The 15,482-nt window shown below is 48.1% G+C and carries 17 protein-coding genes; 14 read left to right on the top strand and 3 right to left on the bottom strand.

Annotated features, from left to right (window positions below; genetic code table 11):
* Positions 1-95 precede the first annotated feature (95 nt).
* Positions 96-1,046 (bottom strand): hypothetical protein, encoded by a 951-nt coding sequence (locus AAA927_RS11625; RefSeq protein ID WP_338217980.1) that lies wholly within the window; start codon positions 1,044-1,046, stop codon positions 96-98.
* Positions 1,047-1,786: 740 nt separating this feature from the next.
* Here AAA927_RS11625 and AAA927_RS11620 point away from each other — a divergent pair.
* From AAA927_RS11620 to AAA927_RS11605, 4 genes are read left to right on the top strand one after another with little or no spacing between them, the layout of a single operon-like run.
* A complete protein-coding gene (locus tag AAA927_RS11620; protein ID WP_338217982.1) occupies positions 1,787-5,596 on the top strand; it encodes a SpaA isopeptide-forming pilin-related protein in 3,810 nt (1,269 codons plus the stop codon).
* 1 nt (position 5,597) lies between these two features.
* Positions 5,598-5,840 (top strand): hypothetical protein, encoded by a 243-nt coding sequence (locus tag AAA927_RS11615; RefSeq protein WP_196241251.1) that lies wholly within the window; start codon positions 5,598-5,600, stop codon positions 5,838-5,840.
* A gap of 42 nt (positions 5,841-5,882) precedes the next feature.
* A complete protein-coding gene (locus AAA927_RS11610; protein ID WP_338217979.1) occupies positions 5,883-6,206 on the top strand; it encodes a DUF961 family protein in 324 nt (107 codons plus the stop codon).
* 18 nt (positions 6,207-6,224) lie between these two features.
* Positions 6,225-6,596 carry a YdcP family protein gene (locus tag AAA927_RS11605; RefSeq protein WP_338217978.1) on the top strand — a complete coding sequence of 124 codons (372 nt, stop codon included), beginning with the start codon at positions 6,225-6,227 and terminating at the stop codon, positions 6,594-6,596.
* Between the two features lie 164 nt (positions 6,597-6,760).
* Here the strand turns inward: AAA927_RS11605 and AAA927_RS11600 are convergent, their stop codons facing one another.
* Positions 6,761-7,039 carry a hypothetical protein gene (locus AAA927_RS11600; protein ID WP_338217977.1) on the bottom strand — a complete coding sequence of 93 codons (279 nt, stop codon included), beginning with the start codon at positions 7,037-7,039 and terminating at the stop codon, positions 6,761-6,763.
* A gap of 101 nt (positions 7,040-7,140) precedes the next feature.
* On the opposite strand from AAA927_RS11600, the gene AAA927_RS11595 reads away from it, so the two are divergent.
* Genes AAA927_RS11595 through AAA927_RS11565 form a run of 7 tightly spaced genes read left to right on the top strand, consistent with a single transcriptional unit; the run spans position 7,141 to position 10,151 of the window.
* On the top strand, positions 7,141-7,404 hold the full coding sequence (locus AAA927_RS11595) for a hypothetical protein (RefSeq protein ID WP_338217981.1): 264 nt from the start codon (positions 7,141-7,143) through the stop codon (positions 7,402-7,404).
* Positions 7,397-7,654, top strand: coding sequence for a hypothetical protein (locus AAA927_RS11590; protein WP_338217976.1), 258 nt, complete (start codon positions 7,397-7,399; stop codon positions 7,652-7,654). The genes AAA927_RS11595 and AAA927_RS11590 overlap by 8 nt, the downstream gene beginning before the upstream one ends.
* A 34-nt stretch (positions 7,655-7,688) precedes the next feature.
* Entirely contained in the window at positions 7,689-7,937 is a 249-nt protein-coding gene (locus AAA927_RS11585; protein ID WP_338217975.1) for a hypothetical protein, read from the top strand.
* Positions 7,938-7,956: 19 nt separating this feature from the next.
* Positions 7,957-8,244, top strand: coding sequence for a hypothetical protein (locus AAA927_RS11580; RefSeq protein ID WP_338217974.1), 288 nt, complete (start codon positions 7,957-7,959; stop codon positions 8,242-8,244).
* A complete protein-coding gene (locus AAA927_RS11575; protein WP_338217973.1) occupies positions 8,241-9,629 on the top strand; it encodes an FtsK/SpoIIIE domain-containing protein in 1,389 nt (462 codons plus the stop codon). The genes AAA927_RS11580 and AAA927_RS11575 overlap by 4 nt, the downstream gene beginning before the upstream one ends.
* Positions 9,619-9,894, top strand: a complete 276-nt coding sequence (locus AAA927_RS11570; protein WP_338217972.1) for a hypothetical protein — start codon at positions 9,619-9,621, stop codon at positions 9,892-9,894. Before AAA927_RS11575 ends, AAA927_RS11570 begins: the two co-directional genes overlap by 11 nt.
* The gene (locus tag AAA927_RS11565; protein WP_338217971.1) at positions 9,891-10,151 is read left to right on the top strand and encodes a hypothetical protein; all 261 of its coding nucleotides are present in this window, start codon (positions 9,891-9,893) and stop codon (positions 10,149-10,151) included. Before AAA927_RS11570 ends, AAA927_RS11565 begins: the two co-directional genes overlap by 4 nt.
* Here AAA927_RS11565 and AAA927_RS11560 read toward each other — a convergent pair.
* Entirely contained in the window at positions 10,120-12,690 is a 2,571-nt protein-coding gene (locus tag AAA927_RS11560; protein ID WP_338217970.1) for a Spaf_1101 family AAA-like ATPase, read from the bottom strand. The two genes, AAA927_RS11565 and AAA927_RS11560, sit on opposite strands and share 32 nt — an antisense overlap.
* Before the next feature lie 378 nt (positions 12,691-13,068).
* On the opposite strand from AAA927_RS11560, the gene AAA927_RS11555 reads away from it, so the two are divergent.
* The 3 genes from AAA927_RS11555 to AAA927_RS11545 all read left to right on the top strand — a co-directional run bounded on the left by AAA927_RS11555 (position 13,069) and on the right by AAA927_RS11545 (position 15,440).
* Positions 13,069-14,259, top strand: coding sequence for a replication initiation factor domain-containing protein (locus AAA927_RS11555; protein ID WP_338217969.1), 1,191 nt, complete (start codon positions 13,069-13,071; stop codon positions 14,257-14,259).
* Positions 14,249-14,575 carry a hypothetical protein gene (locus tag AAA927_RS11550; protein ID WP_338217968.1) on the top strand — a complete coding sequence of 109 codons (327 nt, stop codon included), beginning with the start codon at positions 14,249-14,251 and terminating at the stop codon, positions 14,573-14,575. The genes AAA927_RS11555 and AAA927_RS11550 overlap by 11 nt, the downstream gene beginning before the upstream one ends.
* Positions 14,576-14,705: 130 nt before the next feature.
* The gene (locus tag AAA927_RS11545) at positions 14,706-15,440 is read left to right on the top strand and encodes a DNA-methyltransferase (RefSeq protein ID WP_338217967.1); all 735 of its coding nucleotides are present in this window, start codon (positions 14,706-14,708) and stop codon (positions 15,438-15,440) included.
* The last annotated feature ends 42 nt before the right edge of the window (positions 15,441-15,482 follow it).

Genomic DNA, 15,482 nt, shown 5'->3' with positions numbered 1-15,482 from the left:
AACCATCGTCCCAGACGTATTCTGAACTATCTTCGCCCATGCGATTACTACCGATGCATGGCGTAACAGCCTAGACCACTATCAAGAATTCGTTATCATCGTTGCACTTGACTTGAAAATTGAGGAAACAGTTTTTGTTGTGCTTTTCTTGCGGCAATCTCTCTACGTCCTTTGGGAATTAACGAGATTATCCTGATAAAGATCCGCTTTACATAGTCAGTTTCGCTTTCATCAGATTTATGGGTAATTGGGCTTTTACTCCAAGTGAATGAAGTGGTCACGGCAAATCTAAGCAGCTCATTGGTGAGGCTAAAAGTGGGCCGCCCCCACTGATCCTTACTAGGGTTATCTTTTTGAGTTGGAACATGGCAACTTAATTCGAACTCTGCGCCTTCAAGCTCAAACTCAGCATCATAGCGACCGCGATAATTATGATCATCGTTCTTGAGCTTCACCGTAGCGCCAACCGAAGCCAGTGCTTCCAGTAAAGCATCTGCAATGATCAGCGCTCCTGCTGGAGTTCTCTTTTCGTACCTGCTATGAAACCACAGCATAGGCGCAGGACGGGAATAACCGAGATAGTAAACCGGTTCAGATTTTTTTACCCGGTACACCTGGTCGATTAAGGGGTGAAGATGCTTGGGTAACTGGGAGGGGACGCTCAATTGTTGATATGCTGAAATAATCGCGGAACGATTGGTGAGCTCAATTTCCTTAAAAATGGGCGGGTAAGTGGCTTCAAGCTTGGTCTCTGAAGAGTGATGGTTGGATGGCGGTGACGGCTCGGGCGTGGAGAGATTTTTTGCCTGACGGAGTTGCTTTTGAGGAACTTCAAGTACGGTGAGCTCAGATTCTGGCAACGGTGTCCTGGGCAGAGGGTTTTCACGTTGACGCATCATCCAATATTGAGGATTAGGCAGTGGAATGTCGGCCTGCAAAAGAACATTTTTGAGTTTTCCTGGTGTAGTGCCTAGTTCTGATGCGCTTTTGACCAAGCCCTTGGTCCATATCCAGTGGTATAGCTTTTCCCTTTTTATTGTAATCATTGTAAATCCTCCTGTACACGTATCGATTGCTGTTCGGTCATGCTCATTAAGCACTCGAGCTAATTACCTGTCAACGGTTGGAGGCGAACTCCACACGAATAAGTGAGTCAGTTTTCTCGTCATCTGCTTTCGAATCAATGCCAAACTATTTTCATTCGAGCCCCATTCTCTTTTATAAGTTCATCCAAAGTTGCCTATTACATTGTGCCATAAAGAATAGTCATTCCGATAATAAAAGCCAGCTCAGATTTTTTCTGAGCTGGCTCTATCGTTGGATAGGATTTATGTAAAAAATCAAATAAATTCTACCCATTTCGATTTGTTTCACTTCGTCTGAAATACCGGTAAGCCCGGCATTTACTGTTCATTCGCGCTAGGGTTTATTCCCATTCTGTTGCCCCGAAAAGCCGAATGAACGCAAATGAGCGCCGTTAAAGGCTTTTGAATTTCGATAAGCTCAATTATATCACAAAAAACAGCTTTGGAAGCAGCATAAAAGTTGCACGGTGCAAATTGGAGAAAACTTCATATCAACAGCAAGCGTAGACCCTCAATGTCCGAGCGGTCTATTTTTATTTCCTGTTTTTTATTTGTCTCCGACTTATTTGCCGATAATAGTCGCCCGTTAATTTTCCAAATAAAATAACAGGCTTACGTTGCTGAACCGTAATTCAGCTTCACTTTTGTTGCACTTAGTTCACACGCTGCTACTGAAAAATAAGAATGGAGGAATTACATTGATGAAAGCAGTTCGGCGAACCTCCGTATTCGCCGCTCTAATTGCAATCTTCGTCCAGCTTTTTATCCCGGCCTCAATGGCGATTGCCGCCAGCATGACCAACACCAAGGTCGCCGACTGGCGCAACACTTGGCACCTGCATCTGTTTAATGGCTTACATTGGACGGACACAGGTATGTGGATGAAAAAGGTGGACGGCAAAGTTGCCTTCTGTGTGGAGCACGGGGTCGATCTCGATATGAGTGGCTCCGGCTACAACCCCAGCACCTACTCCGACGCTAAGAAGGATCAACTAGCCAAGATTGCTTACTACGGCTACTACCAAAACCCAACCAACCGCAACTACGCCGTGACCCAGATGATTATTTGGGAAACGCTCGGCGATTCGTTACTCACCACACCTAACAAGACCTATCAATCTGAAAAGAAAGCAATCCTTGATAAGGTTGCTGCGCATGATCGCAAGCCATCTTTCAACGGTAAGCAAATCACGCTGGCAGTCGGTGATTCAATCACCTTGACTGATACTAACGGACGGCTCGCAGCTTTCGCCCAGCAAACGGCGAACACCGCGAGCCTCAATATTACGAAGTCTGGCAATAAGCTCACGCTGACGGCCACTGCCCAGTCGAAGGAATCTGGTAAGGTGGCTTATGCGATTGCCAAAGCTGCTGACGTGGGTACCTCTTTCGTCTACACGAAAGGCTCACAACAAAAGCTCGTCAACTTCAAGCTGTCCAACAACGGCGAGTTCTCTCTACCTATTAAAGTTAATCTCAACGGTAACGTGAAAGCCCAAAAAGTTGACGCCGATACCAACAAGGCGCTACCGGGTGCCAAGCTCAAGTTTGAATACGATGGCACCACCAAGGAAGTCACGACTGGCACTGACGGCTATGCTGCCCTGAACGGGATCAAAGCTGGTACCAAGATCAAAATCAGCGAAGTCACCGCTCCTAACGGCTACGTCAACAAAGGCGAACTCAAGGAAGTCACCATCGAACCCGGCAAGACCGTTGAAGTTGTCCTCGGCAACAAGGAGCAACTCGGCAATGTGACCCTCGCCAAGATCGGGCGTGAGTTCGGCAGCGACATGTTCAATGCCTACTACTCGCTTAACGGCGCTGTCTACGGGATCTACACCAATAACGGAACACGGGTTGGCGCAATCACGACCGATGGCAGTGGCAAGGGAACCTTGCAAAACCTCAAGCTCGGTAGCTACTACGCACTGGAAGAAAAAGCCCCTGCTGGCTATGTTCTGAACACGACCAAGCTGCCGTTTGAATTGAAGTATGCTGGTCAAACTGTCGCGGTCACCACTGCTCACGTCGATACGACTGATCAAGAACAACGCGGCACTGCCACGATCATCAAAGAAGACACCGTTACGGGTAAGCAGCCACAAGGTGCTGCCAGCCTTAACGGTGCTGTCTACGAACTTCACCGTGCAGCCGATGACAAGCTCGTGAAGTCGGTGACGATCGCCAACAACACCGCGTCTGTTTCCGGCTTGGAACTTGACGATTATTACTGGCAAGAAGTCAAGGCGCCGACCGGCTACGTTCTTGATCTACAAAAACACGCCTTCAAGTTGGCTTACGCTGGTCAGAACGTCACCACTGCAACTGCTACCACGACGGTCAAGGAACAAGTCATCACTGGTGATCTCGACTTGCTCAAATACGGGAACTACGACTGGTCAACGCAAGGCAAAGGCACTAAGTCGGTCATGCTCAAGGACACCCAGTTCACTGTAACCAGTAAGACCACTGGCAAGGTTGTTCGTACCGGCCTCACCGATGCCCAAGGCTACGTGAAGTTCACAGATCTACCTTACGACACTTACACCGTCACTGAAACCAAGACACCAACAGGCTACAACGGGATCAAGCCGTTCACTGTCACGGTTGACGGCACCCAAAAGTCCCAGCATTACAGCATCGAAAACAAGGCAATCGAAGAAAAATTGCGGGTGGTCAAGGTCGATACCGAAACCGGGAAGACCGTGCTACGCGCTGGCGCAATCTTCCGTGTTAAGAACCTGCAAACCAACAAGTACGAAGTCCAGCCAACTGCTGATAAGTCCGGCACAACTGACAAGTTTGCTACTGACAACTCCGGTGAGTTAATCACCGCCGAAGCGCTTGGCTACGGCAAGTACCAGCTCGAAGAAGTTCAAGCCCCAGAAGGCTATGTATTGGCGAAGAAACCTGCCAAATTCACCATCGACGGCAGCGACAAGGACGGCATCGTGGTCATTAAGTTTGCTGACCTCTCCCAAAAGGGTGTCGCCACCTTGACCAAGACCGGGGCTACCCCAGTCGTCGTTGAAAAGGTTGAAACTGAATATGGCGATCAGTATAAGTATCGCTACGACTACACCGCCCTCGCTGGTACGAAGTTCGAGTTTAAAGCAGCCGAAGATATTACGACTGCTGACGGCACGGTTCGTGCACACAAGGGTGACGTGGTTGCTACCGGCACCACTGACGCTCAAGGTCAGATTCAGACCCCAGAACTCTATCTTGGTAAGTACACGGCAACTGAAATCTCTGCACCAAACGGGTTCATCATGAACACCGATCCGATTGCTTTGGAACTCAAGTATGCCGGTCAAGAAGTGACAGTGACCTCCACCTCACTTGAAGCCAAGAACGACTTCCAGCAGCTCGACGTTTCGCTCACCAAGCAAGAAGAAAGTATTATTGGCTGGAAGGACAACCTCCCAAAAATCAAGAACGTCGATGCCAACGGTCAGGTCTTCGGCTTGTTCACTCAAGGCGAGACCAAGATTGGCGACACTGTGATTCCTTCCGAATCACTCGTCGCCACCACGACGGTCAAAGACGGTAAGGCTGAATTTGGATTGATTCAGTTGCCAGAAGGCTACTACTTCGTGAAGGAACTTGATGCTGGTGAGAAGCACGACTTGAATACCACGATGTACGGTTTCCACTTCCACACCACCGACAACACGGAAATCAAACACATTGACCTCAATGACGGCAAGGTGATCGACAACAAGCTCCACGAAAACGAACTGTCATTCAAGAAGATCAATGAAGTTGCCACACTGGTTTCAGGTAAGGGTTACACCTACGCCATGACTGGTAACGCTACTGGTACGATTTTTGAACTGCTTGACGCTGACAAAAAGGTGATTCAGACTATCACCGTCGGCAAAGATTCCACTGGCTCCATCAAGCACCTACCAGTCGGCACCTTCTTTCTCCGTGAATCCAAGCCTTCCGCCACCAACCTTGTCTTATCGAAGGAAACCCTCAAGCTCGTGTCTACTAAGGACGGTGTGACGGTTTTCGATAGCAAGGACAAGCAGATTGGGGATACCAAAGCTGACGCCAAGGAAACTGCGATTGCCTTTGAACTGACCAACGACTTGATCAAGGGCACGGGCGAACTGACCAAGACCGACGTTGCGACTGGGAAGCGGCTGCCAAACACCGGTATCCGCATTCTGTACCAAAACGGCAAGACGGTCGTATCTGGTCGCACTAACAAGAACGGGGTCTTCTCCTTTGGCAATCTGCCTGCTGGCAAGTACAGCTTCCAAGAATACGATGCACCAAAGGGCTACGAAATTAGCGAAGCCCTCGTGCCATTCGAAATCACTAAGGATGGTGAAATCGTGAAGGCCGTCATGACCGACAAGCAGACGCCTAAGCCAGGTCTCCCACAAACCGGTAACGCAACGTCCGGCTGGCTCATCGTCATCGGTGTGGTACTGCTGCTCGGCGTCCTCGCTGCAATGGTTGTGATCGGTGGTGCCAAGAAGAAAGACGGCAAGTAACATGCGCATTTCTTCTATTAATATGTACCCCGATCCCGGCGGCGACGTGCTGCTCCAAGGCGACATCGTACTGGATCATGTGCTTATCTTGAAAAACGTGAAGCTCATCGAAGGTCAGTATCGCTGGTATATCCAGTTTCCACGATACGCTGACGGTCGCACGGTTCATCCAGTCTCCAAGTCGTTTTACGATTATCTACTTCAACAACTAACCGAATACTATCACCAAGCCACAGCCGAGTAGCCCACCTACCCGGCTTTTTGAATACGAAAGGAAGGCTACAACATGGAACTCAAATTTGTTGCACCAAACATTGAAAAGACGTTCGGCCACCTGTACTTCGGTTCGCTCAAGCGCGAGCTGTCAGAGGGTGATCGCGACAATCGCAAGGTTGTCTCCCGCACTTACGAGTTGTTCTCCGACTTGCAGCGTACCGACAACATCGAGATCACCATTCCGTCGAAGAAAGGTGACAAGGCTGAAAGCATTGAAGTTGATGCACCAGTCACCATCATCAAGCCACGCATTGCAACTGTTGGCTATCGGATTGGTGAGCAAGCCTTTGTACGCTACGTCTGCAATGCCGACGATATTGTCCCAGTCAAATAAAAGAAAAGAGGAACTCACATGCGATTAGCAGAAGGCATCGTAATCGACTTAGAAGAAACCTTTGGCGTCTTAAAATTCTCCGGCCAGCGCCGCGAACGCTTCGTGCAAGACGAAGACGGCAACCTTACCGACGACGTGAAGGAACGCACCTATGACTTGAAGTCCATGAAACAAGGAATGATGATTCAGGTTTCCATTCCGGCTGAAGCTGGGGTCAAAGACTTCAAGTACAACCAGATTGTTACTTTGGTCGACCCAGTGATCGACACCGTGGCAAACGCGAACTTCAACCGAGTTGAAACCTCGTGGTACATGAAGGCCAAGGATCTCGTGATTGCCACCGCACCGACCAAGCCACAGGAGAAGCCAAACACCAATGACAAGAAATAGCTCACTGCCCCATTCCTCCCGCGCGCCGCCCTATGACAAAAAAAAGACGATTATACAATCGTCTTTTCAGAGCTAATGCAAGTAACGTTCAATCTGATCGGCTTCATAAGCATGTCCCCTATGACGGAGCTCTTTTATGAATACTTTCCAAGGTGGGATGTTGCTCATGTATGGATGTGAATCTGCACCTGTGTACATTCCGCCACCCGGGCCGGTATATAATCCACCGCCTGGACCAGTGTACATCCCGCCACCCGGGCCAGTATATAATCCACCGCCTGGGCCGGTATACATTCCACCTCCGGGACCGGTATATAACCCGCCACCCGGGCCAGTATACATTCCGCCCCCAGGACCGGTATACAGCCCGCCACCGGGTCCGGTATATGCGCCACCACCAGCACCAGTGTACAAACCTCCACCAGCTCCGGTGTAGTTACCACCGCCTGCACCAGTATATTGATTTCTAGGCCACATGTAATCGCCTTCTTTCTTAATACAATTATCTCTCTAATTCGCCTAACAATAAAGGAGTTGATCACAGATAATGACTTCCACATTGACCGTAGTTGGTCGTGAAGTGTTCATCGACGACTATAACGAAGAAATCGACAATGGCTACCGCCTTGATCCAGACGAGATTCTGCAAGACATGGTGGAACTCATGGAAGAAAGCCCGGAATCCTACCAGCACCTGTATATCGGCAGCGAACAGACCAACGACGGCATGAATAAGCTGTTCTCGTTCACTTCATATGAAGGTGAAGATGGCTTACGGCTCTCGTATCTAGGTGTCAGTGATGAATAAGAATGCGAGATCGATTCAACCACAAAGTTTTGAAATCACCGAATTCATCGAAGACTACACCAGACTTGTCAGAACGGATGGTGTTCCCCCAAGCACTGACTTTTTACAGGAATTGGTCGCTGATGCCGCAGCACAGGCAATGGACGGTCAATTCATTATCTGGGTTGATGACAACACGATTGATGACGAACCAAAGGAATTCATTTTCAACATGCTTGAAGATACCGTGATTTATATGGGTGTTGATTGAATTTCGTATTCCCATAAATGAAAGGAGACCGAAAATGTCCGCAATGAATATCGACGGATTCTTGGAAGACTACCCCGCGCTAGTTGACCCTAATTTCCACGATCCTAGCCCAGACGCTTTGATCGACATGGTACTAATGGCTGCCGAACAGGCAACTGCTGGCGAACCGTTTTCCATTTGGGTAGACAGCAAATGTACCCGCGATCACGAATCCAAAGAGTTCAGCTTCAACATCGACACCGAAGACCGACAACCATCTATTAAATATATTGGCGTCAAGTAACGCCCAAAGGAGAATTTCTATGAATGATCAAGTAACCCTCGTCAACTTGGACGACTTTCAACTTCACTACGAACACATCGCTGATTTTGACAACGGGGCATCACCCACTGGTGACGTCATCATCAACTTAATCGACACAGCTAATCACGCGGTTCAAGCTGGCATGAATGCTTGTGACTTGATTTTAGCCAGCGAGCAATGTGCTAAACCCGAAGCCTATCTCCAAGGCGCGCGCTTTAGTTTCAACGTTTCAAGTAGCCCACTTGGCCTTGTAATTGGCTACGACGGAGTGAATATAGACGAATGAAACTCACGTATCGCGGTAAACGGGTCTATCCGCGTCAACGCAACCTGCTCTACAACACGGCCATGATCGTTGTGGTTGGCTTGTGGGTGACTGGTGCTGCGATTGCCTATTGGCCGCTGCTAAAGCAAATCAACTGGAAATTCTTTAGTTGGCCGGACGTGGTTGCCCTGCCTTGGTCGTGGCTACCGCTGGTTATCACCAGTCTATGCACGGCACTCCTCTTTGGTGCTGGCTTGTGGGCATATCGAACACGGTTTGCGGATTCCTACAAGCAGATGGAACACCGCCAAAAGCTCGCCCGCATGATCATGGAGAACAAGTGGTACCAAACTGATCAAACCAGCAGTGAGAGTTTCTTCAAGGACTTAGGCTCAACGCGCATCAAAGAGAAGATCTCGCACTTTCCCAAAATCTACTACCGGCTCAAAGGCGGACTAATCCACGTTTCCGTTGAAATCGTCATGTCCTCCTATCAAGATCAGCTCCTGCACTTGGAAAAGAAGTTAGAGGCTGGTCTGTACTGTGAGCTTGTAGACAAGATTCTGCACGATTCCTACGTCGAATACACCTTGCTTTACGACACAATCGGCAAACGTATCACCATCGCTGACGTCACTTGTGAGCATGGCTCCATGCAGCTCATGGAAACTGTGGCTTGGCACTATGACGCGCTGCCCCACATGCTGATTGCTGGTGGCACTGGTGGTGGTAAGACCTACTTTATTTTGACGTTGATTGAAGCACTACTGAAAGACGGTGCTAAACTCACCATTCTTGACCCGAAAAACGCTGACCTCGCCGACCTTGCTGACGTGATGCCAGGGGTCTACTCGAAGCGGGAGGCCATGCTGGGTGCACTTGAAACCTTCTATCAGGACATGATGGCGCGTAACGACAAAATGAAGCAAATGGACGGATACAAGACCGGCGAGAATTACGCCTATCTTGGACTACCCGCCCACTTCCTAATTTTTGACGAATACGTGGCCTTCATGGATATGCTTGGCCGCGATGCCATGCAAGTCATGTCTAGGCTCAAACAGATCGTCATGCTGGGTCGCCAAGCTGGCTTCTTTCTCGTATTGGCTTGCCAGCGGCCTGACGCAAAATATTTAGGCGATGGGATAAGAGATCAGTTTATGTTTCGCGTGGCGCTTGGGCGCATGAGTGAGCTGGGCTATTCCATGATGTTCGGCGAAACCAACAAAGACTTCTTTCAAAAACCAATCAAGGGACGCGGCTACGTCGATACTGGCGGCAGCGTGATCTCTGAATTTTACACACCACTAGTGCCACGCGGCTATAATTTCCTCACCGAAATTGGTGCCGCAGCCAATACCGTACCTGCAACCCCAACAGAACAGGAGGTGCCAAATGAGCACTGATGTCAAAATCGAAAACTGCTCGCAATTTCTCAACGACTTTCACGAGAACGTGCCTTTCCAGTCTGACGAAGACGCGAAAGACCAACTTGAATGGATGGCAATGCACGCTCACGAGTACCCGGATTCACGAATCTGGATGGGCGCTCCCGGCGGACTGACAGCCGATCGTTTTCCGAAACGCTTTTGGTTCAACGTCACTATTGGCGACGACGGTGGCTTGATCATGACTTACACCAATGTCGCAGATGAAGGTGATGAAGAATGATTGCACCACAGTTTAGAAACAAGATGCAGTTTACAGAAGACTACGCCAATACAATCAAAGCTGGAACAATGAGTGATTCCGAAGACGCCTTAATGGAGCTTTGTGACTACATCGAGCCGTGGGAAGACGGCGATCACTGGCTAGAACTTACCGCTGATCGCACCGTATCAGGGAAACCCGTGTACTTCTGGTTCACGGTTGATATTTCTGGCGGCGGCATGGTTCTTACCTACCATGACTGGGCGCACCATTACTAAAGTTTCCAATAATCGGGCTATATACAAATTCCTTGTGTTTGAACGAAGCTACTCCCCCCTCAAGCAAATTAACAATTTGCAAGACAACTTCCGCCTCAGTTGGATACCCGGTATTTTCAACCCATCCATGCGTATTATCAGATTGTAGTGAAATCACTTGCTCCGGTTTTGAATTCGTCACGATAGTTGAATTATGAGTGACAATAAGCACTTGGCGATGGTCTTTTTGCTTACGTAGTGCTTCGACCAAGTGCTGGTAAATATAAGTGCTATCAAGGTTATCCTCTGGTTGGTCAAGAAGGAGAGGAGTTACATCTCCGCTTACAGCACCAAACATGAAAATAAAGTCTAACAGCGCGACTACTTTTTGCCCCAATGATATTTCGGAGATAGATTTAAACACCGTCATTTGACTGTCATTTTCAAAGCTGTTGATGTCAAACTGCAAATCAAACTGATCAACGTTCCGGTAATACTGATTCAATAGATCATATACAGAAAACCTTGATGGCCTAACAATCTTATCCTTAATTTTCCGTAGCACCTGATCCACATTTTCGACCGTGATTTTTTCAACTGAATTGTCAATGTCACGTGTGCTGATTTCACTAGCATAGCTCAACAACAACGGGCGGAGCTTCTCGAAATCCTCACTTCTGAACAGAAGATAGAGTTCTATTACCCCAAACTCATCCGATCCTTTTTCAAATAAATCCATCAATCCATCAGCATCAATATTGTAATTTAGAAACCAATGTTTAGATGTCTTAAACCAATCTCGATCAGTTTGTCTAAACCAATCAAAATATTGTGAACTAAGTGCTTTCTGTGTGTACGTGACACGCACACGTTTAGATTCAGCGTTAATACGCTGGATTTTGGTTAAAATCTTTGATTTATGATCTTCAAGTTTCTTGCTCACCAGCCCCGCTTGTTTCCTTAATTCTTCATCATTTTCAATAGATATTGCTCGAATCTTACCAACCTTCATAGAGGTTGAATTTAACTGACTTTCAATAAACGACGTAATGTGTCTATCGGATGCCTTCTTCACCAGTTCATTAACAGAATATGATGACCGAAAAACACGGTTAAAAAACTTTGTCTTTTCGATAACTTCATAGACGGCATCGTCGTGTAGCGAAAAGATTTGAATTTTTTCTCGGGTTGCTTTGGTTACTTTTTCCTCGTCAAATGTATCTTCCATTCGATCGTGATATTGCAGCTGGTGCTCCTGACCAAATAGATAGCCCCGCATGAATGCATCGTCACGAACCCCATCTATGGCCGGGTTAAAGACAACATAGTAAATTTTGCCTTCAACCGAGAGTGTTAACAAAATTCTACCTTGTTTGCAGATGTTCTTTAGCTGCGTAAGATCACGCACACGTTGTGATAGCACAAAACTGACACAATCTAGTAATGTACTTTTTCCAGTTCCTCTTCCACCAATGACACAATTCAATGCTGTTGAAAATGAAACAGAAAACGGACTGTCTGATTTTCCCAGAAAGCCATCCCCATCTATTGAAACGCTTTTGATAAATACATCAGGAAGTTCAGGACGATCAAACTTTAACGATACATCAGAATCCTCAATCGCGTTGCGAAGCATATTGTAATCAAGCTCCTGCCCTTTTAGCCAAAAGGTCTTTGTAGCTAGGTCTTCTAGGCAATGAGAATCTTCATCAAGGAAAAACACAGGACTGGTTACATTGTGGTTCTTTAACTGTCGTAAAACGTCTTGCTGTTTTTCGATTTTAGAAACGCCAACTACTTGCATGTTTTCCGCAGAGAATAAACGTTTTTTATACGCCCCACTACCATACTCTAATTTGAATACATCGGAGGTATTGATATGCGCAACATACGAGATGAACCCTTGCTTTTTGAACCACTCAACAACCTCCCATGAGGGCAGGTATGTCCCTGAATTTTCGCTCAAAATATTGGTATTAAGAAATTCGGCAACTAATGCTCTGCTCTTTGAAGAATCATCGGTAATTCCGACAACGTGCAATGAATCACCGCACGAGATTTCAACTCCAAATAATAAACTTGGTGCTTGTTTATTTGGAAGACACTTTTTGATGATATTGATAGCGACCTTAAGGCGTTCATACCCCGCCACCGTATTATGATCAGTTATCACAGCCACTCTAATTGATTCTAGATAAAGTTTTAGGGCTATCAATAAGTACCCCTCAAGCTCCTTCACGGTCTCAAACAACGAATTTTTTTCAACCATTTTATCCAGATATTCGTGTGTAATCCTTGCTAATTTGAATAAATCAAAATCCATAGCAATCTGATCAACTTCCGACTGATCATAACTCGTAAAAAGTCTCACAGATTCATTCTTACGTAAATACTTAGGAGCACGAACGAATTTGTAATCGTGTGATGCCGGAGTGTGAAAATGAATCAAAGTCTTTTGATATTCACCATATACTTGTCTGAGTTGCTCAATTCTTGTCAACGTTTGGTTTAGTTCAGAACTTGCGGTTCTACGGAATAACTCTTTTTCACGGAATGGCACAGCGACTCCCCCAGGCTAAATGTATTATCTAAACCCAATGATACTGCAATTTTATGACAGCTAGAATAGCATAAATCACTTTGAACAATGCTATCGCTGGCTATCACACTTGAATACCAAAACCCCTAGCTCTGCTTGCTCACCCTGCCGCCACGCGCGGCGTGCAGCGCGAAAGCCGCAAGCGTGAGTGGCAGCGGTCGGCGCCAGCCGACCGCTTACCCCCAGTACTCTAACAGGGGGGTATTAAATACAACGTCTGTGCCTGAACGCGGGGTAGAAAGGTTGACATGACGGCGTTTATACGAAAATTAGCAAATTGTGGATGGCACCTCCAATCCACAATTTTTATTTATCAAGAAAGGAGTGAGCCATTTGTACATGGAAGAATGGACAGATACGGTCAGGTCACGCCGAAAACAACTGGGGCTGACCCAAGTACAGGTTGCCCGCCGGTTGGGCGTCACCTCGCATCACTTTAGCCAAATTGAAAGTGGCCGGACTAACCCTAGTGCGTCACTGCAAATGGAAATCGACCGGCTGCTCAAGAACTGGAACGATGAGCCAGAACTGACGCTGATGTTTGACTACATGCGCGTGCGGTTCCCCACCCATGACGCCAAGGCCGTGATCACCAAGATTCTCGGTCTGACCCCAGAACACCTGATATTTGAGGAACACGGCTTCTACGGTTATTCGGCCATGTATATCTTCTCTAACATTCAGATTATGGTGGCACCGGTCGGCTCCAACCTCGGCACTCTGGTCGAAATGAAAGGCCAAGGCTGCAGGGAGTTTGAGGGGATTCTGCTTAGCCACGGTGAGAACTGGTACGACTACTTCCTTCGGGTCGATGAAGCTGGCGGCATTTTCAAACGGGTCGATATTGCGATTAACGACATGGTTGGCTTGCTAAGTATTCCAGAGCTGGTCGATAAGTGTTTGAACAATGAGTGCATCTCGGTCATGCGGTCGTTCCAAGGGCTGCAATCAGGTAAGCTCGTGGATCTCGACGAGGCTGGCCGGGGCAACACACTATACGTTGGCACGATGAAAAGCGACGTGTATTTCTGTATATACGAAAAGGCCGCCGAACAAGCCGCCAAGCGCGGAATTGCCATTGCCGACACCCCGATCATCAACCGCTTTGAGATTCGTTTGAAAAACGAGCGGGCAATCAAGGCGATTGAGAGCATGCTGATTACCCGTGACGCCGAAAAGGTCGCATTTGGCATTATCACCCGCTACATGCGCTTTGTGGATGTTGTTCCGGACAAAAGCCGCCTCAAGTGGCCGCTTAACGAACGCTGGGCATATTTCCTTGGTAAAGGACGCCAACCAATCCGCCTAACTACTGCACCCCAGCCCTTCGACCTGAACAAGACCAAAGCATGGCTCCAAAAACAAGTCATGCCAACGCTAAAGGTCATCAAGGAAATCGACAACTACTTCGGCACTACCGACTTGCAGCTCATGATCAAAGACGCCGAGCTGACCGACAAACACCTCAAGCTGATTGAGCAACAGACGGTTGCTAGCGAGGAATTAGGAGGTGACATGTTTGGTCAATGACGTGCTGGCTTCCCACCCGCTGCGCGGTAAAGCATTCAAGGACTGTGTGCTGAACGTGTACGTCTACAAGGCAGCACTAGTCGGCGTGGTCGAACACAAGAAGTACCGCCGTATCTGCGACATGAATAGCTTTGGCTTCACGGCACAAGACTACATCGCTTGGCGGCACCAGCAACAAGAACACCCGGCAGCGCTGATTGGTCGTGACGGGCGCGCATTGAACTACGGTGAGCTGCGCTGGCTAATTTACCAAACTGCCGAAGAATCAGGCTGGCCGGTTTTCGCTGCGCCAGTCGAAGACCTATTTTTCGATTAGCCCACCTGGTCGCGATTGACCGTGCCAAAACAATCGCAATTCAAAAAGGAGTGATGGTCACAAATTCAACTAAAGGAGTATCAACGCAATCGAACTAGACGTCATCTACAATCGCGAGTGTCTGGAAGGCATGGCGGACTTACCGACAGCCTCCATCGACATGATCCTGTGCGACTTGCCGTATGGCACCACGGCAAACGCTTGGGACAAGGTGATCCCTTTTGAATACCTCTGGGGTCAATACGAACGGCTCATCAAACCGCAAGGCGCAATCGTCCTCACCGCAACTGAACGGTTCTCTGCGGACTTAGTACAATCAAATCCCGCCCTGTATCGCTACAAGTGGGTCTGGATCAAGAATACTGTCACCAACTTCGTCAATGCCAAGAACCGTCCGCTATCCCGGTTCGAGGAAATTCTCGTCTTCTCCAAGTCGGGCACGGCCAACTTTGGTAACTCCCCCGATACCAAAGGCATGAACTACTTCCCCCAAGGACTGCTCCCCTATAACAAAACCGTTAACTCTCGCAAGTATGAGAATTCTAATCAGTTGCACCCGTGGAACGCTCCCGATAGCTACACGCAAGAGTGGACAAACTACCCGTCTGACGTGCTCAACTACAAGTCTGATCGCACCGGTTGGCACCCGACACAAAAGCCTGTCGATCTCTTTGCCTACCTCATCAAGACTTACACCCAGCCCGGCGAAATCGTGCTGGATAACTGCATGGGGTCTGGCACCACCGCGATTGCCGCAATGGACACTGACCGCCATTTTATCGGCTATGAAATTAGCGAAGAATACTGGCGGCGTGCCCTTGATCGCATCAAGCACCACCACGCAACTCAAACTGAACTTTTCTGATTCGTTACCACGATCCGGTCGCCGCTGCCCGCGCCAAAACAG

It is taken from the genome of Lacticaseibacillus salsurivasis (assembly GCF_036246225.1).
Classification (GTDB): Bacteria; Bacillota; Bacilli; order Lactobacillales; family Lactobacillaceae; genus Lacticaseibacillus; species Lacticaseibacillus salsurivasis.
The sequence above is the reverse complement of the archived record's forward strand: the minus strand, read 5'-3'. Positions and strand labels throughout refer to the sequence as shown.

What these genes read in the sequence shown, in the direction of transcription:
- AAA927_RS11605 (WP_338217978.1), top strand. Translation starts at nt 6,225, where the DNA reads ATGCGATTAGCAGAAGGCATCGTAATCGACTTAGAAGAAACCTTTGGC.
- AAA927_RS11620 (WP_338217982.1), top strand. Translation starts at nt 1,787, where the DNA reads ATGAAAGCAGTTCGGCGAACCTCCGTATTCGCCGCTCTAATTGCAATC.
- AAA927_RS11575 (WP_338217973.1), top strand. Translation starts at nt 8,241, where the DNA reads ATGAAACTCACGTATCGCGGTAAACGGGTCTATCCGCGTCAACGCAAC.
- AAA927_RS11590 (WP_338217976.1), top strand. Translation starts at nt 7,397, where the DNA reads ATGAATAAGAATGCGAGATCGATTCAACCACAAAGTTTTGAAATCACC.
- AAA927_RS11545 (WP_338217967.1), top strand. Translation starts at nt 14,706, where the DNA reads ATGGCGGACTTACCGACAGCCTCCATCGACATGATCCTGTGCGACTTG.
- AAA927_RS11555 (WP_338217969.1), top strand. Translation starts at nt 13,069, where the DNA reads ATGGAAGAATGGACAGATACGGTCAGGTCACGCCGAAAACAACTGGGG.
- AAA927_RS11570 (WP_338217972.1), top strand. Translation starts at nt 9,619, where the DNA reads ATGAGCACTGATGTCAAAATCGAAAACTGCTCGCAATTTCTCAACGAC.
- AAA927_RS11615 (WP_196241251.1), top strand. Translation starts at nt 5,598, where the DNA reads ATGCGCATTTCTTCTATTAATATGTACCCCGATCCCGGCGGCGACGTG.
- AAA927_RS11585 (WP_338217975.1), top strand. Translation starts at nt 7,689, where the DNA reads ATGTCCGCAATGAATATCGACGGATTCTTGGAAGACTACCCCGCGCTA.
- AAA927_RS11610 (WP_338217979.1), top strand. Translation starts at nt 5,883, where the DNA reads ATGGAACTCAAATTTGTTGCACCAAACATTGAAAAGACGTTCGGCCAC.
- AAA927_RS11565 (WP_338217971.1), top strand. Translation starts at nt 9,891, where the DNA reads ATGATTGCACCACAGTTTAGAAACAAGATGCAGTTTACAGAAGACTAC.
- AAA927_RS11625 (WP_338217980.1), bottom strand. Translation starts at nt 1,046, where the DNA reads ATGATTACAATAAAAAGGGAAAAGCTATACCACTGGATATGGACCAAG.
- AAA927_RS11580 (WP_338217974.1), top strand. Translation starts at nt 7,957, where the DNA reads ATGAATGATCAAGTAACCCTCGTCAACTTGGACGACTTTCAACTTCAC.